Raw genomic sequence first — 19144 nt, 5'->3', positions numbered from 1 at the left:
GAACAAAACCGATCGGCCGGGGGCTTGATCCCCGGCCGCATCGGGAGGACGATGCATCACTGTAAACGCGAATAATCCCGGCGGCAGACCGGAAGGCGTGGACGGCGTCAGCGCGTGGCTGAAGCCCTACGGGGAGGAAACATGGCTCAAGCTCAAGAATTCGAGAAGGTTCTCTCGGCCAGCGATACAAGCGTAGCCGCTTTCGACGATCACAAATCAGCCGTCAAGCGCATCCAGCATTTTCTGCATTCGACGCCGGCCGCGGTGCCGCTGATCGTGCTGCTTCTGTCGGTCATCATCTTCGGCATCGCGATTGGAGGACGGTTCTTCTCGTCCTACACGCTGACGCTGATCCTGCAGCAGATCGCCATCGTCGGCATTCTCGGGGCCGCGCAGACGCTGGTCATCCTGACCGCCGGCATCGACCTGTCGATCGGGGTGATCATGGTGATTTCGGCGGTGATCATGGGCAATTGCGCGGTCAGCTACGGCATGCCGAGCGTGCTCGCCGTGGCGATCGGGCTCGCCGCCGGTGCGGCTTGCGGGCTGCTGAACGGGCTGCTGGTCGCCTATATGAAACTGCCGCCCTTCATCGTGACGCTTGGCACCTGGAACATCGTCATGGCCACGAACTTCATCTATTCGGCCAATGAGACGATCCGCGACACCGACGTCGACAATCAGGCGCCGCTCCTGCATCTGTTTGCCCTGAGCTTCAAGGTCGGCACCGCGGTGCTGACGCTCGGTGTCATTGCCACGGTCGTGCTCGTGCTGGTTCTTTGGTACGTGCTCAACCACACCGCATGGGGCCGTCATGTCTACGCCGTCGGCGACGACCAGGAGGCGGCGAAGCTGTCGGGCATCCAGACCAAGAAGGTGCTGATGACGGTCTACGCCCTTGCCGGGCTGATCGCCGCTTTCGCGGCCTGGGTCTCCATCGGCCGTAACGGCTCGATCTCGCCGTCCGCCGCCGTCACCGACTACAATCTGCAGGCCATCACCGCGACGGTGATCGGCGGTATTTCTCTCTTCGGCGGCCGCGGCTCCATCCTCGGCACCTTGTTCGGCGCGATGATCGTCGGCGTCGTCTCGATGGGCCTCAACATGCTGGGCGCCGATCCGCAATGGAAAGTGCTGCTCACCGGCGTGCTGATCATCGGCGCCGTCGCCATCGACCAATGGATCAGAAAGGTTTCGGCATGACCCAGGAACCCATCCTCACCGCGCGCGGTCTGGTCAAGCGCTATGGCCGCGTCACCGCTCTCGACAATGCCGACTTCGACCTTTACCCCGGCGAAATCCTTGCCGTCATCGGCGACAACGGCGCCGGCAAGTCGTCGCTCATCAAGGCGATTTCCGGCGCGGCCGTGCCGGACGAAGGCGAAATCCGGCTTGAAGGCAAACCCGTTTCCTTCAAATCGCCGATGGAAGCGCGCGAAGCCGGCATCGAAACCGTCTACCAGAATCTCGCGTTGTCGCCGGCGCTGTCGATCGCCGACAACATGTTCCTCGGCCGCGAGATCCGAAAACCCGGCTTCGTCGGCCAGTGGCTTCGCATGCTCGACCGTCCGGCAATGGAAAAGCGCGCCCGCGACAAGCTCACCGAACTCGGCTTGATGACCATCCAGAACATCAGCCAGGCGGTGGAGACGCTGTCGGGCGGCCAACGCCAGGGCGTGGCGGTGGCCCGCGCCGCCGCCTTCGGCTCGAAAATGGTCATCATGGACGAACCGACGGCGGCACTCGGGGTCAAGGAGAGCCGCCGCGTGCTCGAACTGATCCTCGACGTGAAGAAGCGCGGCCTGCCGATCGTGCTGATCTCGCACAACATGCCGCACGTCTTCGAGGTGGCTGACCGTATACACATCCACCGTCTGGGCCGTCGCCTATGCGTCATCGACCCCAAGCAATACACGATGTCCGATGCCGTTGCCTTCATGACCGGGGCAAAAACGCCCCCGGAGGCAGCATTGGCGGCCTGAACTGCCAAGTTGCCGCAGGGTAAGCAGGCAGGGGTGTGCTCTAATCGATTGAAAACATGCTGCAATGCACTAGGATGGGCTGGGAGAAACGGTGAAAGCCGGTATGATCAGGCTAACCGAACGAGAGGCGATATGACATCCGGCATGACGATCGAAGCCCCCGCTCTCGACAATCCCGATCCCAAGACGCTCGCCGAAGAAGTCTTGATGTCGCTCAAATACCGGGTCGGCAAGGACACCACCGTCGCGACCCAGTACGACTGGCTGACCGCCTCGATCAAGGTCGTGCGCGACCGCGTCGTCGACCATTGGATGCAGGCGACCAAGGAAGCCTACGACCAGAAGGAAAAGCGCGTTTATTACCTCTCGCTCGAATTCCTGATCGGGCGTCTGATGCGCGACGCCTTTTCCAATCTCGGCCTGATGGAGAACATGCGTGAGGCGCTGTCGTCGCTCGGCGTCGATCTCGACCTGATCGCGGCGCTCGAGCCGGACGCCGCCCTTGGCAATGGCGGCCTTGGCCGGCTCGCCGCCTGTTTCATGGAAAGCATGGCGACCGTCGACATCCCCGCGCATGGCTACGGCATCCGCTATGCCAACGGCATGTTCCGTCAGGAAATCCATGACGGCTGGCAGGTCGAACTGCCCGAGACCTGGCTTGATCACGGCAATCCGTGGGAGTTCGAGCGGCGCGAGCGCTCCTTTGAAGTCGGCTTCGGTGGTTCGGTCGAATCGATCACCTCCAGGGAAGGTCGCCTCGAACGCCACGTCTGGAAACCGAGGGAGCATGTTCTGGCGGTCGCCTACGACACGCCGGTGGCCGGCTGGCGCGCCAAGCGCGTCAACACGCTGCGCCTTTGGTCCGGCATGCCGATCGACCCGATCCTGCTCGACAAGTTCAACGCCGGCGACCACATCGGCGCGCTGGCCGAAAGCAACAAGGCCGATGCGCTGTCGCGGGTGCTCTATCCAGCCGATTCCCACATGGCCGGGCAGGAACTCAGGCTGCGCCAGGAATACTTCTTCTCCACCGCTTCGCTGCAGGACATCCTGCAGCGGCATCTGAGCCAATATGGCGATCTCAGGTCGCTGCCCGACAAGGCGGCGATCCACCTCAACGACACCCATCCGGCGATCGCCGTGCCCGAGCTGATGCGGCTCTTGATGGATGTCCACGGCATGGATTTCGACCTCGCCTGGGATATCACCAAGCGCACCTTCGGCTACACCAACCACACGCTGCTGCCCGAGGCGCTGGAAAGCTGGCCGGTGCCGCTGTTCGAGCGGCTCCTGCCGCGCCACATGCAGATCGTCTACGCCATCAACGCGCAGGTGCTGCTCGAAGCCCGCGCCACCGATCAGTTCTCGGACGAGCAGATCGGCCGTATCTCATTGATCCAGGAGAATGGCGACCGCCGGGTGCGCATGGGCAATTTGGCCTTTGTCGGTTCGCACTCGATCAACGGCGTGTCGGCGCTGCACACCGAGTTGATGAAGGAGACGGTCTTCGCCGACCTCCACAAACTCTATCCCGACCGCATCAACAACAAGACCAACGGCATCACGCCGCGGCGCTGGCTCATCCAGTGCAATCCGGGCCTCACCGCGCTTGCCCGCGAGGCGATCGGCGACCGCTTCATGGATGACATCGAGGCGATCAAGGGGCTCGATCCTCTCGCCGACGACTCTGCCTTCCGCGAAAAATTCGCCGCTGTGAAGCGCCAGAACAAAGTGAGGCTTGCCAATCTGGTCGCCGATCGCCTCGGCATCAGGCTCGACCCTTCGGCGCTCTTCGACATCCAGGTCAAGCGCATCCACGAATACAAGCGCCAGCTCCTCAACATCCTCGAGGCGATCGCGCTCTATGACCAGATCCGTTCGCATCCCGAGCGCGACTGGATGCCGCGCGTGAAATTCTTCGGCGGCAAGGCCGCGCCCAGCTACCACAACGCCAAGCTGATCATCAAACTGGCCAACGATGTCGCCAGGGTGATCAACAGCGACCCTTCGGTGCGTGGCCTGCTGAAGGTCGTGTTCGTACCGAACTACAATGTCAGCCTGGCGGAGGTGCTGATGCCGGCCGCCGATCTCTCGGAGCAGATCTCGACCGCCGGCATGGAAGCGTCGGGGACCGGCAACATGAAGTTCGCGCTGAACGGCGCGCTGACCATCGGCACGCTCGACGGTGCCAATGTCGAGATCAAGGAGCATGTCGGCGACGACAACATCTTCATCTTCGGCCTGACCACCGAAGAGGTCGCCGAGCGGCGCAACAATGGCTATAGTCCGCGTGGCGTCATCGAAGCATCCTCCGAACTGGCGCAGGCGGTCGCGGCCGTTTCGTCGGGCGTCTTCTCGCCCGATGATCCCAATCGCTATCGCGACCTCATCAATGGCCTTTACGACACCGACTGGTTCATGGTCGCGGCGGATTTCGACGCCTATGCCGCCTGCCAGCGCGATGTCGACGCCGTTTGGCGCAACAGCCCGGACTGGTACGCCCGCGCCATCCGCAACGTCGCCCGCGTCGGCTGGTTCTCCTCCGATCGCACGATCCGCCAATACGCGAAAGAAATCTGGAACGTGCCGGTCTGATGTGATTGCATAAGGCCACGAACGATGGCTGCAAAAACAAACACTTGGTGCCCGGGGAGGGCGACCGCCTGATGAGGAAGCCGCGCGCGACCGCTGCGACAAGCGGGCCGGACGGACTGGCGCCAGCCAGCGATGTTGCGGCGATTGTCGCCGGTACGCACGGCGATCCCTTTGCGGTTCTCGGTGTCCAGGAAGCCGGCAAGAGCCTGTTCGCGCGCTGCTTCGTTCCGCACGCGCAGTCGGTCTCCGCCTATACGCTGACCGGCATCGAGGCAGGCGAATTGACCAGGCGCGACGAAGCCGGTTTCTTCGAGGGCAAGCTGTCGATCAGGAAGCGCCAGCCGCTCCGCTACCACGCGCGCAATGCCGGCGGCGACTGGTGGCTGACCGATCCTTATTCGTTCGGTCCGGTGCTCGGACCGATGGACGATTACTACATCGCCGAGGGTTCGCATCTCAGGCTGTTCGACAAGCTTGGCGCGCATGTCATCGAGCACGAGGGCGCCACCGGCGTGCATTTCGCGGTGTGGGCCCCAAATGCCAGGCGCGTCTCGGTGGTCGGCGATTTCAACGATTGGGACGGACGCCGGCATACGATGCGCGACCGTCGCGACACCGGCATCTGGGAGCTGTTCATTCCCGATATCGGTGCCGGCCGGCCCTATAAATACGAGATCATCGGTCCAGATGGCGTGAGATTGCCGCTGAAAGCCGATCCGTTCGCCTTCAAGTCGGAACTGCGCCCGGCAACCGCCTCGGTAACCGCGGTGCCGCCGGCGCATGCATGGGGTGACGAGGCACATCGCAATTACTGGCGCAACGCCGACCCTCGGCGCGAAGCCATCTCGATCTACGAGGTCCACGCCGGTTCCTGGCAGCTTCGCGACGACGGCACCTTCCTGTCATGGGATGAACTGGCCGACCGGCTGATCCCCTATGTGGTCGAGACCGGTTTCACCCACATCGAATTCCTGCCGATCTCCGAGCATCCCTATGACCCGTCCTGGGGCTATCAGACCACCGGCCTCTACGCGCCATCGGCCCGCTTCGGCGATCCGGACGGCTTTGCCCGCTTCGTCGATGGCGCCCACCGTGCCGGCGTCGGCGTCATCCTCGACTGGGTGCCGGCGCATTTTCCTGTCGATGAGCACGGTCTGGTCCATTTCGACGGCACCGCGCTCTACGAGCATGCCGACCCGCGCAAGGGCTTCCACCCGGACTGGAACACCGCGATCTACAATTTCGGCCGCCGCGAGGTGGTATCGTTCCTCGTCAACAACGCACTGTTCTGGGCGGAAAAGTACCATGTCGACGGTCTTCGCGTCGACGCGGTCGCCTCGATGCTCTACCTCGACTATTCGCGCAAGCAGGGCGAATGGATCCCCAACGAAAAGGGTGGGCGCGAAAACCTCGAAGCGGTCAGCTTCCTGCAGAAGATGAACAAGGAGCTCTACGGGCACCATCCCGGCGTCATGACCATCGCCGAGGAATCGACTTCATGGCCAAAGGTCTCGGCGCCCGTCCATGAAGGCGGACTGGGCTTCGGCTTCAAGTGGAACATGGGCTTCATGCACGACACGCTGGAGTATTTTTCCAAGGAGCCGATTTTCCGCAAGCACCACCACAATGAGCTCACCTTCGGCCTGACCTATGCCTTCTCGGAGAATTTCGTGCTGCCGCTCTCGCATGACGAGGTCGTGCACGGCAAAGGCACGCTGCTCGGCAAGATGGCTGGCGACGACTGGCAGAAATTCGCGACCTTGCGTGCCTATTACGGCTTCATGTGGGGTTATCCCGGCAAGAAGCTGCTGTTCATGGGCCAGGAATTCGCGCAGCGCCGTGAATGGAGCGAAGCGCGCGCGCTTGATTGGAACCTGCTCGATTTCCGCCCGCATCGCGGCGTCTGGCAGACGGTTCGCGATCTCAATTATCTCTACCGTTCACGACCGGCCTTGCATGGCCGCGACTGCGAGCCGGAAGGATTTTCCTGGCTGATCGTCGACGACAGCCAGAATTCGGTTTTCGCCTGGGTGCGCAGCGCTCCCGGCGGCAATCCGGTCGCCGTCATCTCCAATTTCACACCGGTGCCGCGCGACAATTATCGTGTGCCGCTACCGACAGCCGGCAAGTGGCGCGAGATCATCAACACCGACGCTACCGAATATGGCGGCTCCGGCATGGGCAATGGCGGCGTGGTCGAGGCAAGGGCGGAGGGCAAGAGCATCTCGGCAACGATGCTTCTGCCGCCGCTGTCGACGATCATGCTCGAACTCGCCGCCGACTGAACTCGTTAAGGCTGGTCAACGCATAAAGACGAGTAACTTGGGAGGGTATAAATGGCAGACTTGAAAAGAACCCAGCCGCTGGCCCGCGACGCCATGGCCTATGTGTTGGCGGGCGGGCGCGGCAGCCGCCTCAAGGAACTGACCGACCGGCGCGCCAAGCCGGCGGTCTACTTCGGCGGCAAGACGCGCATCATCGATTTCGCGCTCTCCAATGCATTGAACTCCGGCATCCGCCGCCTCGGCGTCGCCACCCAGTACAAGGCGCATTCGCTGATCCGCCACCTGCAGCGCGGCTGGAACTTCCTGCGGCCCGAACGAAACGAGAGCTTCGACATCCTGCCGGCCAGCCAGCGCGTCTCGGAAACGCAGTGGTATGAAGGCACGGCGGACGCCGTCTACCAGAACATCGACATCATCGAGGCCTATGGCCCCGAATACATGGTCATCCTGGCCGGCGATCACATCTACAAGATGGATTACGAGATGATGCTGCGCCAGCATGTCGATGCCGGCGCCGATGTCACGGTCGGCTGCCTCGAAGTGCCGCGCATGGAAGCGACCGGCTTCGGCGTCATGCATGTCGATGCCAAGGACAACATCATCGCCTTCGTCGAAAAGCCCGCCGATCCGCCCGGCATTCCGGGTAATCCGGAATTCGCCTTGGCCTCGATGGGCATCTACGTCTTCAAGACCAAGTTCCTGATGGAACAGTTGCGCCGCGACGCCGCCGAGCCGGGCTCCAGCCGCGATTTCGGCAAGGACATCATCCCCTATATCGTCACGCACGGTAAGGCGATCGCGCACCGCTTCACCAAGTCCTGCGTGCGTTCTACGGCCGAGAACGAGGCCTACTGGCGCGATGTCGGCACGGTCGATGCCTACTGGGAGGCCAATATCGATCTGACCGACGTGACGCCCGAACTCGACCTCTACGACCGCGACTGGCCGATCTGGACCTATGCCGAACTGAAGCCGCCGGCAAAGTTCGTCCATGACGAGGACGGCAGGCGCGGTTCCGCCGTGTCGTCACTGGTTTCGGGCGATTGCATCGTCTCGGGCGCCTCGCTGAAGAAGAGCCTGATCTTCACCGGCGCGCGCATCAATTCCTATTCGACGCTGGAAGAGGTTGTCATGCTGCCCGACGTTCATGTCGGCCGGAACGCAAAGTTGAAGCGCGTCGTCATCGACCACGGTGTAAGGATACCGGAGGGGCTGGTGGTCGGCGAAGATCCCGCGCTCGATGCCAAGCGCTTCCGCGTTTCGGAAAAGGGTATCTGCCTGATCACACAGGACATGATCAACAAGCTGTCACTTTAGGGTGTTTTGTGCATGTCGCAGTCCCAAAGCCGCTGCGCGGTTCCGGGCGACATGGACCAGGAGCGGATCGTTAAGCGCATGCATGTTCTGTCGGTCACGCCCGAAATCTTCCCGCTGATCAAGACCGGCGGGCTTGCCGACGTAACCGGCGCGCTGCCCATCGCCCTCGCGGCCAAGGGCGTGACCATGCGCACGCTCGTTCCGGGCTTTCCCATGGTGATGGGCGCCTTCAAGAAAAAGAGGGCCGTCTATCAGTACCCCTTGCTGCAGGGCGGCAAGGCCTCGGTCCACGCCGTCGAGGTCGCCGGGCTCGACCTCTTCGTGCTCGACGCGCCGCATCTGTTCGACCGCCCCGGCGGTCCCTATGGCAACGCCTCAGGCGCCGATTGGCCGGACAATTGGCGGCGCTTCGCGGCGCTGAGCCAGGCGGGCGCCGATATCGCCGGCGGCGCCATCTCGGGCTACCTGCCTGACATCGTCCATGCTCATGACTGGCAGTCGGCGATGACGCTGGCTTATATGCGCTACGGCAAAGCCGTTGGCATACCCTCGATGATGACCGTCCACAATCTCGCCTTCCAGGGCCAGTTCGGCGCCGGCATCTTCGGCGAGCTCGGCCTGCCGGCCGCGGCGATGGCGCTTGACGGCGTCGAATATTATGGCGGTGTCGGCTTCCTCAAGGCCGGTTTGCAGGCCGCCTGGGCGATCACCACCGTGAGCCCGACCTATGCGCAGGAAATCCGTTCGCCGGAATTCGGCATGGGCCTCGACGGTCTCATCAACATGCGTTCAAGCGATCTCCATGGCATCGTCAATGGCATCGACACCGCCATCTGGGATCCGGCAACCGACAAGCATCTGGTATCGACCTATACGGCCGAAACGTTGAAGGCACGCGCGCCCAACAGGGCCGCCGTCGAGGACCGTTTCGGCCTCGACCGCGACGGCAGCCCGATTGTCTGTGTCGTCAGCCGGCTGACCTGGCAGAAGGGCATGGACATATTGGCGACGGTGGTCGACGGCATCGTCGCGACAGGCGCCAGGCTGGCCATCCTCGGCTCGGGCGACGCCGGCCTCGAAGGCGCACTGCTGGCCGCGGCCGCACGCCACCGTGGTCGCATCGGCGTGGTCGTCGGCTATGACGAGGGGCTGTCGCACATCATGCAGGGCGGCTGCGACGCCATCGTTATTCCCTCGCGCTTCGAACCTTGCGGACTGACGCAGCTTTACGGCCTGCGCTATGGCTGCGTGCCGGTCGTCGCCCGCACCGGCGGCCTCGCCGATACCATCATCGATGCCAATGAAGCAGCGTTTGGCGCCGGCGTGGCGACCGGGTTCCAGTTTGCGCCCAACAATGGCGGCGCGCTGCTCCACGCCATCCGCCGGCTGGCCGACGCCTACGGCAGTTCAGCAACCTTCGAGACCATCCAGCGCCAAGGCATGAAGAGCGATGTGTCGTGGGATCGAAGCGCCGAAAAATACGTCGAACTCTATCGCCTGCTGCTTTCGAAAAGGGTTTCCTGAAGCATGATACGCACCGTCCCCACCAAGCCCTATTCCGACCAGAAGCCCGGCACGTCGGGACTGCGCAAGAAGGTGCCGGTGTTCCAGCAGGAGCACTATGCCGAGAACTTCATCCAGTCGATCTTCGACGCGCTCAACGGATTTGCCGGCAAGACCCTGGTGATCGGCGGCGACGGCCGCTACTACAACCGCGAGGTCATCCAGACGGCCATCGCCATGGCCGCCGCCAACGGTTTCGGCAAGGTGATGGTCGGGCAAGGCGGTATCCTGTCGACGCCGGCGGCCTCACATGTCATCCGCAAATACAAGACCTTCGGCGGCATCATCCTGTCGGCCAGCCACAATCCCGGCGGCCCGCACGAGGACTTCGGCATCAAGTACAATGCCGGCAATGGCGGCCCGGCGCCGGAAAAGCTGACCGACGCCATCTTTGCCAAGACCAAGGCGATATCGAGCTTCAAGATCGCCGACATCGATCCGATCGACATCGATACGGTCGGGACCGTCAAGGCTGCGGGCATGACCGTCGAGATCATCGATCCGGTCACCGACTATGCCGAGCTGATGGAGAGCCTGTTCGATTTCGATGCGCTGCGCAAACTGTTCAAGTCGGGCTTTCGCATGCGCTTCGACGCCATGCATGCGGTGACCGGACCCTACGCCAAGGAAATCCTCGAGAACCGCCTCGGCGCACCGAACGGCACCTGCCGCAATTTCAAGCCGTTGCCGGATTTCGGCGGTCATCACCCCGATCCCAACCTGGTCCATGCCAAGCACCTCTATGACGAGATGATGGGACCGGATGCGCCGGATTTCGGCGCTGCATCCGACGGTGACGGTGACCGCAACTTGATCATCGGCAAGGGTATTTTCGTCACCCCGTCGGATTCGGTCGCCATGCTCGCCGCCAATGCCCACCTGGCGCCGGGCTACAAGGACGGGCTGAAAGGCATCGCCCGTTCGATGCCGACGAGCGGTGCCGCCGACCGCGTTGCCCACAAGCTCGGTATCGGCATGTACGAGACGCCGACCGGCTGGAAGTTCTTCGGCAATTTGCTCGACGCCGGCATGGCGACGATCTGCGGTGAGGAAAGCGCCGGCACCGGCTCCAACCATGTCCGCGAAAAGGACGGTCTGTGGGCGGTGCTCCTGTGGCTCAACATCCTGGCCGCGCGCGGCGAAAGCTGCAAGCAGGTCGTCACCGAGCACTGGGCGGCCTATGGGCGCAACTACTATTCGAGGCATGACTATGAGGAGGTCGAGAGTGAGCGCGCCAATGCGCTGGTCGACGACCTCAGGGCCAAGCTCGGCTCGCTGCCGGGAACCAGCGTTCGTGGCCTGAAGATCGCCAATGCCGACGATTTTGCCTATCACGACCCGGTCGACGGCTCGACGAGCGAGCACCAGGGCATAAGGGTGTTGTTCGAAGGCGACTCACGCGTCGTCTTCCGCCTCTCCGGCACCGGCACTTCGGGCGCGACCCTGCGCGTCTATATCGAGCGCTACGAGCCGGATAAGGCAAGGCACGATCTCGACACGCAGGAGGCGCTCGCCGATCTCATCGCCGCCGCCGACGACATTGCCGGGATCAAGAGCCACACCGGCCGCAACAAGCCCAGCGTGATTACTTGAGGGTGGCGGATGAGGCCGTCCCTTCTCCCACAAGGGGAGAAGGGAAGGCGCGCGCATGACGTCGCTCGGCGCCACCATCACCCCCGAAGGCATCCGCTTCGCCGCATGGTCCTCGTCGGCCCGTCGCCTCTGGGTTTCGGTCTTCGACGAGCACGGAAATCGCGAACACGATCGCCTGGAGCTGAAGCCGGAAGGCGACGGCGTGCACGCACTCTTCGTCTCCGGCCTGACCGCGGGCGTGCGCTATGGCCTGCGTGCCGATGGGGACTATGCACCCGAGCGTGGGCTGTGGTTCGACCCCGACAAGCTGCTGACCGATCCTTACGCCGTCGAAATCGACCGGCCCTACGCCTATCACCGGCGGCTCGCCGCGCGGCGCTATGAGGGCGCCGACACCGCGTCGCTGATGCCCAAGACCGTGGCCAAGGCCTTGCCCACGGCTCCGCCGGTCCTGCCGCCGCTGTTTCGTCCGGGCGGCCTGATCTACGAACTGAATGTCCGCGCCTTCACCAAGCTCCACCCGGATGTGCCGGAAGAAACGCGCGGTACGATCGCCGCACTTGCCCATCCAGCCATCATCGAGCATCTGCAAAGGATCGGCGTCTCCGCTGTCGAACTGATGCCCGTGACGGCGTCGATCGACGAGCGGCATCTGCCGCCGCTGGGCCTAAGCAACGCCTGGGGCTACAATCCAGTCACCTTCATGGCGCTCGACCCTCGCCTGGCGCCCGGCGGTCTGAAGGAATTGCAGGACACGGTCGCCGTGCTGCGCCGGGCCGGCATCGGCACCATTCTCGACCTCGTCTTCAACCACACCGGCGAAAGCGACAGGCTGGGGCCGACGCTCTCGCTACGCGGCCTCGACAACCAGGCCTACTATCGGCACCGGCCGGATGGCGGACTGGTCAATGATACTGGGACCGGCAACACGATCGCCTGCGACCATCTGATGGTGCGGGAAATGGTGCTCGACACACTCCGTCATTTCGTGCGCCAGGCCGGCCTCGACGGCTTCCGGTTCGATCTGGCCCCGGTGCTGGGCCGGGTCGATGGCGCCTTCGATCCGGAAGCGCCGCTGCTGCGGGCCATCACCCATGATCCGCTGCTTTGCGATCGCGTGCTGATCGCCGAGCCTTGGGATATCGGGGCAAACGGCTATCAACTGGGCAATTTCCGGCCCCCGTTCCTTGAGTGGAACGATCGCTACCGCGACGATGTCAGACGTTTCTGGCGCGGCGATGCCGGCATGGTCGGTGCTCTCGCCACGCGCCTTGCCGGTTCGTCCGACGTGTTCAACGGGGCAGGGGAGCCAACAAGCCGCAGCGTGAACTTTATCGCCGCCCATGATGGCATGACGCTGGCCGACATTGTCACCTATGAGCGCAAGCACAACGCGGCCAATGGCGAGCAGAACCGCGACGGCCATAGCGAAAACCTGTCCTGGAACAATGGCGCCGAAGGCGAGACGGACGGCGTGGCGATCATCAAGGCGCGCTTCGACGACCACCGCGCGCTGCTCGCCACGCTGTTCGCCTCTCGCGGCACCATCATGCTGACAGCAGGCGACGAGTTCGGCCGCACCCAGAAGGGCAACAACAACGCCTATGCGCAGGACAATGCCATCACCTGGCTGGACTGGGCAGGCCGCGACCAGGCACTGGAGCGTTACGCGTCGGCGCTGGCGGAACTTCGCCAGGCGGTGTCGGCACTGTCGGGCACGCGTTTCCTGACCGGAGAACCCGAGGCTTCGGGCGTTCCCGACGTCGCTTGGCTGACCGAAACCGGTGAGCTGCTAGACGAGAGCGGCTGGAACGACTCCAGCCGGCATCGCCTCGTCATGCTGCTTGGCGGCGAGGATGGCAGGCTTGCCGTCATGATCAATGGCGACCGCCGCCAATGCGTCTTCACTTTGCCGGCGCGGGATGGCTTCCGGTGGCGCCCGGCAATCGAGACGCAGGCGATCGACCTCCTGCGCCCGCTGCCGGGCCGCAGCGTCAATTTCATGATCGAGCGCCGGACCGGAAACGGCGGCGCAAGGAGGGTTTTTGATGACCGGTGAGAATGTGGAGCAGGGAGCCGAGTGGTGGCGAGGGTGCGTCATCTACCAAGTCTATCCGCGCTCTTTCCAGGACACCACCGGCGATGGTAGCGGCGATCTCGGCGGCATCACGTCGAGGCTCGCCCATATCGCTTCGCTCGGCGTCGATGCCGTCTGGCTGTCGCCCTTTTTCAAGTCGCCGATGGCCGACATGGGCTATGATGTATCGGACTATCGCGACGTCGACCCGATGTTCGGCACGTTGGCGGATTTCGACGCGCTGGTTGCCGAAGCGCACAGGCTCGGCCTGAAGATCGTCATTGATCAGGTGCTGTCGCATTCATCCGACAAGCATGAATGGTTCATCGAAAGCCGCGCCAGCCGCGACAATGCCAAGGCCGACTGGTACGTCTGGGCCGACGCCAGGCCGGACGGCGGCGCGCCCAACAATTGGCTGTCGGTCTTCGGGGGACCGTCCTGGGAGTGGGACGCGACCCGTCGGCAATATTACATGCACAATTTCCTCGCCTCGCAGCCGGATCTCAATTTCCACAACCCGGACGTCCAGGACGCGTTGCTGGACACGGTGCGGTTCTGGTTGGAGCGCGGTGTCGACGGCTTCCGGCTCGACACGGTCAATTATTATGTCCACGACCGCTGGCTGCGCAGCAATCCGCCCTTGGCTTCGAGCGTTGCCGGCACCAACACAGAGACCAATACCTACCTCTATCAGGAGCATCTGTTCGACAAGACGCAGCCGGAAAACCTGGCGTTCCTCAAGCGCTTCCGGGCATTGCTGGACGAGTATGAGGGCCGCGCCGCCGTCGGCGAGATCGGCGATGAAGGCCGCTCGCTGCAGACGCTCGCCGCCTACACCTCCGGCGGCGACAAGCTTCAGATGAGCTACACTTTCGACCTGCTCGGTTCGCAGTTTTCGGCGGCGCATGTACGCGGCTGCGTCGAAGCCTTCGAGAGCGCGGTTGCCGACGGCTGGGTCTGCTGGGCATTCTCCAACCATGACGTGGTGCGCCATGTCAGCCGCTGGATACGCCCAGGTGGCGATCCCGACCTTATGGCCAGATTCTCGATCATGCTGCTCGCCTGCCTGCGCGGCTCGATCTGCCTCTATCAGGGCGAGGAGCTCGGCCTTGAGGAAGCGGAGCTTGCCTATGAGGATCTGCGCGATCCCGTCGGCATCCGTTTCTGGCCCGGCGTCAAGGGCAGGGATGGCTGCCGCACGCCGATGGTCTGGGAGGCAGGCGCCGACAATGCGGGCTTTTCTACCGCAAAACCCTGGCTGCCTGTGCCGGCAAGCCATCGCGCCCGCGCGGTCGATGTGCAGAACGGCGAGGAGCAATCGGTGCTGTCGGCCTACCGCTCGGCGCTCGCTTTGCGTAAACAGCACCCTGCGCTGGTCGGTGGGTCGATCAGCTTTCTCGACACCGAGGGCGACGTGCTCGCCTTCATCCGCGAGGGTGGCGGAGAAAGGCTGCTCTGTGTCTTCAATTTCGCCGGAGAGCCGGCGACTTGGCCGTTGCCTGAGGATATCGGAACTGTCGCGGCCGTCCTGGGCGGGACCACTTCCGTCGAGGAAAACGCGCTCTCGCTGCCTGCTCTCGGCTGCTTCCTCGGTCGGCTCGACTGATTGGCGCTTCGGTTGTGGCCAAGCGGTCCTACTGAACGAGCACTGCCCGTCCGCAGGTCGCACCGGTGACGCGCACGTCGGCCTGGCCGACACCGACGCCCAGGGCTGACAACACATTGTAGAGCAGGTCGTCGACGGGCGCCGTCACAGTGTTGAGCAGGGCCACCATTGCCGGTTTGACAGTTCCGAGCAGGGCAGTCACATCGATCCCAAGGCCAAGCACATTGGCCGAAAGCGACAGGTTGTTGACCAGCGACGTGGTGAGCGGCTGCGAGATGTTTCGCGTCGAAACGGTCTTCACCGTCTTGTTGGCGATGTCGGTCGCGTTGAAGGTCAGGGTCTGCGGGCTGTTGTTGGTGATCGCGGTCGCGGCCGAACCCATCACCTGAATCAACGGCATCAACAGCAGCTTAACATCGGCGATGTCCGCGTTCGTAAAGGTCTGAGGCTGGCTGAAGTCGGCGAAGCCCGAGGGATTGTTGCTGTTGGCCAGGTTCAACTGGGCAATGCCGGGGTGCGCGGCGATGGAAACGCTGATGCTGGACGGGCCTGTCGGGCACGTGATGTCGGTCAGCTTGGCCTCGGCATAGGCGACTTCCACGTTGAGCGGCAGATTGACGGCGAGCAGGCTGATGCCGCCGGCCAGGCCGGGCTGCCGATACCGACGGAGGCCGTCAGTTTGATACGTGTCTGGGCGGTCCGCACGACAGTGCCGATGCCATCGAGCGCCAGCCATGGCGAGGATTGGATCGGCTCCCCGATGGCGATGCTGAGCTTGGTGGAGAGCAGTCCCGGGATGGTGGCGCCGAGATCGACCGCGGCCTGGTTGGTGCCGTTGGCGAGTACGGCCGCCGCCGTCAGCATCCCCATGGCGCTTGCGTCCACGCCAAGGCCGGATGGCTGTTGCCCAAGGCCCAGGCTGCCGACGGAACCAAGGTCGACAAGACTGCTGAGCGGGATCTTGACGGTGCTGGTCGACTTGGTGGCGATAGTCTGCAGGGCGACCTTGGCGGTGTTGCCGAGGCCAGGAACATTGGCCATGGCCGTGGCGATCTGGCCGACGGTCGCCTTCGAGGCCAGAACGTCGGAATAGGTGCCGGCCGTGATGTTCAGTTGTGTGCCGAGCGCACTGACGAAGGAAAGCACGCTGACATCGGCCGAGATCAGCCCGTTGTAATCCATGACGCTGAGCGAGATGTTGCCGCCGAGAAGTCCGCTCAAAAGTGCGTTGAGGATGCCGCCATTGACGCTGAGCAATCTCGACCCGACCGAGAATGTCGCCTGCGGCGTCATGCTGGCGGTGGCTTGGGTGCCGATGACCGGAGTGGGAATCAGCGAGCTTGCGAAGTAGCGCTTGGGGATCTTCGCCAAGGTGACCCGGACGGCATTGTAAGGCGTCACGCCCGCCTGGAAGCGCTGGCCGACATTGGCGGTCGATGACGCATATCGGCCCTGCGTAACCGTCACCACCGTCTTCCCGGCGGCTGCTGGGATGGTCTGGCCCGAGCCTTGAACGACGACGCCCGGCATGCCGTTGTCGGTGAGCGTGGTGACGACCGCTGTGTTGACGTTGTTGATGTTCGAGGCGGCGGTGATCGCCGCCAGGTCGACCATCGCCTGGGCTTCCCGGCGCTCGGTGTAGATGGAGGCTTCATCTATGGCCACAGCTGCCAGCGCCAATGCTACCGGCGCGCTCAATGCGGTCATGACGGCGAAGTTCGCCTTCCTGTCTCCCATCATCGACCGTGCAAGCCGGCCGATGCCCTTGCCCGCCCGCTGCAGCATTCAGATACCCCCGACCCTGATCGTTGACTGACGGTTGATGGTCGTCCCTGGCATGGCTATGCCCGGGAACAGATTCCAGATCGGCAGGTTGCGGGCATCCTACGAGACGGACACCACGAATTGGCTTCCGTCGGCCACGCTGTCATTGGCCTGGTAGGTCAGTTTGCTGGCGTCCACGAAGGGGTAGCCGCCAGCGTTGTTGGCGAGATAGCTGGCCACGAGCGTCTGCCGCTCGGTCTGGTTCACCCCGGCAATGGCCGTCCGGGCGGCGTCGGCTGCAATTTGCTGGATCGAGTTAGCGGCGCCAAAATAGATGCCGTATGCAACCATTCCGAGCAAAATAAGGATGAAAAGCGGTGACAGCAGGGCGAACTCGACCGCTGAAGTTCCCGAATCGTCTGTTCGGAACTCGCGCCTTCGGACCCTGGAAATGAGGTTGTGAACCATGGCACCAGCATGCTCAAGTTCGCATGCAGAAAGCGGAAACTCCGGGTGCAACCAAAGGATGCGCTCGATTGAAACGCCTCTCTAATTTAGCCGTTGCTTCTGCGATAATGAGGATTGACTTAGGGTCAATCAGTACTCGGTTGAAAAGAGCTTACCTCCTGTCTAGTCTCCTGCCACCAGCCGTCGGAGGGAACCGGCGGCGCGCTCAAAGGACCAGACATCGGTTCCGGGGCGTCAACACGTAAAGGCGCGCCGATGGCAGCGCCGACAGGGAGAACTTCATGCTGAAAAACATGCTGAAGGCGACGGTATTCGCCACGACCATGACCTTGGCTGCCGGTACGTTCTTGACGCCAGCCTTTGCGGAGACCGTCTATAACAGGGGCACCTCCGCTGAATCGGAGTCGGTCGACCCACACAAGACCTCGACGGTCTATGAAGCCAACGTGCTGCGTGACCTGTTCCAGGGGCTGGTCATGCAGGATGAGAAGGCCAATCTCATTCCGGGCGCCGCCGAAAGCTGGACAGTGTCGGATGACGGCACGGTCTACACCTTCAAGCTGCGCAAAGACGGCATGTGGTCGGATGGCAGCCCGGTGACGGCGGACGACTTCGTCTACTCCTTCCACCGGCTCGAGGATCCGGCGACCGGCGCCGAATACGCCTCGATGCTGTATCCGGTGAAGGGCGCGGAGGACGTCAACACCAAGAAGGGCAAGCCGGAGGACATGGGCGTCAAGGCGATCGACGCCAACACCCTGGAAGTGACGCTGAAGGCGCCGACGCCGTACTTCCTGGAGATGCTGACCCATCAGGCGACCTATCCGGTCAGCAAGGCCTCGATTGAAAAGCTCGGCGCCGACTGGATCAAGCCCGGCAATCTGGTTTCGAACGGCGCCTATACGCTGGCCGAATGGGTTCCCAACGACCACATGAAACTGGTCAAGAATCCGAAATTCTGGGACGCCGCGACCGTCAAGTTCGACGTCGTCAACTACATCCCGACCGAGGATCGTTCATCGGCGATGAAGCGCTTCGAGGCCGGCGAACTCGACAGCTATGACGATCTGCCGACCGAACAGCTCGCCGACCTCAAGACCAAGTTCGGCGACCAGATCCATGTCGGGCCGTATCTCGGCACCTACTATTATGCGATCAAGACCGACAAGGCGCCGTGGAACAATCCGGAACTGCGCAATGCCATCTCGATGGCGATCGACCGTGACTTCATCGCCGAAAAGGTCTGGCAGAACTCGATGCTGCCCGGCTATTCGATGGTGCCCCCCGGCATCGAGGGCTACACGCCCGCAATGGCCAAATACGCCGACATGCCCCAGATCGACCGCGAGGACGCAGCCAAGAAGATCTTCGAGAAGCTTGGCTACACGCCCGAGCATCCGCTGAAGATGGAGATCCGCTACAACACCTCGGAAAACCACAAGAACACGGCAGTGGCGATCCAGGAGCAATTGAAGCCGCTTGGCGTCGACGTCACGCTGCTCAACACCGACACCAAGACCCACTACTCCTTCCTCGAGCAGAAGGGCGACTATGACGTGGCGCGTGCCGCCTGGATTGCTGACTACAAGGATCCGGAAACCTTCCTCGGCATCACACGCAAGGCCAGCGGCAACAACTATTCGAACTACAACAGCCCCGCATACGAAGCGGCAATGGACAAGGCCGCGGCCGCCGGCGGCAAGCCAGAAGAGCGCATGAAGGACCTCGCCGAGGCTGAGCGCATCCTCATCGACGATGTCGGCCAGATCCCGCTTCTCTACTACAGCTACCACGACATCGTTTCCTCGAAGCTGCATGGCTTCGTCGACAATGTCATGGACGTGCATCCGTCACGCTTCATCAGCAAGGACTGATCCCTGGCCAAGCCGCCGCG

10 protein-coding genes and 2 pseudogenes are annotated in these 19144 nt (G+C 63.0%); 10 read left to right on the top strand and 2 right to left on the bottom strand.

The window, feature by feature from the left end; translation table 11 throughout:
* Positions 1 to 141: 141 nt before the first annotated feature.
* The 9 genes from FJ970_RS26025 (at position 142) to FJ970_RS25985 (ending at position 15018) form a co-directional block, all read left to right on the top strand.
* Positions 142 to 1203: an ABC transporter permease gene (locus FJ970_RS26025; RefSeq protein ID WP_140763009.1), complete on the top strand. Its 1062-nt coding sequence runs from the start codon at positions 142 to 144 to the stop codon at positions 1201 to 1203.
* The gene (locus tag FJ970_RS26020; RefSeq protein WP_015318692.1) at positions 1200 to 1982 is read left to right on the top strand and encodes an ATP-binding cassette domain-containing protein; all 783 of its coding nucleotides are present in this window, start codon (positions 1200 to 1202) and stop codon (positions 1980 to 1982) included. The genes FJ970_RS26025 and FJ970_RS26020 overlap by 4 nt, the downstream gene beginning before the upstream one ends.
* Before the next feature lie 132 nt (positions 1983 to 2114).
* Positions 2115 to 4577 carry a glycogen/starch/alpha-glucan phosphorylase gene (locus tag FJ970_RS26015; protein ID WP_140763006.1) on the top strand — a complete coding sequence of 821 codons (2463 nt, stop codon included), beginning with the start codon at positions 2115 to 2117 and terminating at the stop codon, positions 4575 to 4577.
* Positions 4578 to 4648: 71 nt separating this feature from the next.
* Entirely contained in the window at positions 4649 to 6862 is a 2214-nt protein-coding gene (glgB, locus tag FJ970_RS26010; protein WP_140763003.1) for a 1,4-alpha-glucan branching protein GlgB, read from the top strand.
* 51 nt (positions 6863 to 6913) lie between these two features.
* Positions 6914 to 8179 (top strand): glucose-1-phosphate adenylyltransferase, encoded by a 1266-nt coding sequence (gene glgC, locus FJ970_RS26005; RefSeq protein ID WP_140763000.1) that lies wholly within the window; start codon positions 6914 to 6916, stop codon positions 8177 to 8179.
* 78 nt (positions 8180 to 8257) lie between these two features.
* Positions 8258 to 9703: a glycogen synthase GlgA gene (glgA, locus tag FJ970_RS26000; RefSeq protein ID WP_140763064.1), complete on the top strand. Its 1446-nt coding sequence runs from the start codon at positions 8258 to 8260 to the stop codon at positions 9701 to 9703.
* Between the two features lie 3 nt (positions 9704 to 9706).
* Positions 9707 to 11335 carry an alpha-D-glucose phosphate-specific phosphoglucomutase gene (locus FJ970_RS25995; RefSeq protein ID WP_140762997.1) on the top strand — a complete coding sequence of 543 codons (1629 nt, stop codon included), beginning with the start codon at positions 9707 to 9709 and terminating at the stop codon, positions 11333 to 11335.
* Positions 11336 to 11390: 55 nt separating this feature from the next.
* A complete protein-coding gene (gene glgX, locus FJ970_RS25990; protein WP_140762994.1) occupies positions 11391 to 13394 on the top strand; it encodes a glycogen debranching protein GlgX in 2004 nt (667 codons plus the stop codon).
* Positions 13384 to 15018, top strand: a complete 1635-nt coding sequence (locus tag FJ970_RS25985; RefSeq protein ID WP_140762991.1) for an alpha-glucosidase family protein — start codon at positions 13384 to 13386, stop codon at positions 15016 to 15018. Before glgX ends, FJ970_RS25985 begins: the two co-directional genes overlap by 11 nt.
* A 28-nt stretch (positions 15019 to 15046) precedes the next feature.
* Here FJ970_RS25985 and FJ970_RS25975 read toward each other — a convergent pair.
* Positions 15047 to 16803 (bottom strand): annotated as a pseudogene (locus FJ970_RS25975) (hypothetical protein).
* Positions 16804 to 17250 (bottom strand): annotated as a pseudogene (locus FJ970_RS25970) (TadE/TadG family type IV pilus assembly protein). It abuts the pseudogene before it with no gap.
* 281 nt (positions 17251 to 17531) lie between these two features.
* Here FJ970_RS25970 and FJ970_RS25965 point away from each other — a divergent pair.
* The gene (locus tag FJ970_RS25965) at positions 17532 to 19124 is read left to right on the top strand and encodes a peptide ABC transporter substrate-binding protein (protein ID WP_140762988.1); all 1593 of its coding nucleotides are present in this window, start codon (positions 17532 to 17534) and stop codon (positions 19122 to 19124) included.
* Positions 19125 to 19144 lie beyond the last annotated feature (20 nt).

Source organism: Mesorhizobium sp. B2-1-8 (genome assembly GCF_006442545.2).
In the GTDB taxonomy this organism is placed as follows: Bacteria; Pseudomonadota; Alphaproteobacteria; order Rhizobiales; family Rhizobiaceae; genus Mesorhizobium.
This window is presented reverse-complemented; position numbering and strand designations above follow the sequence as displayed.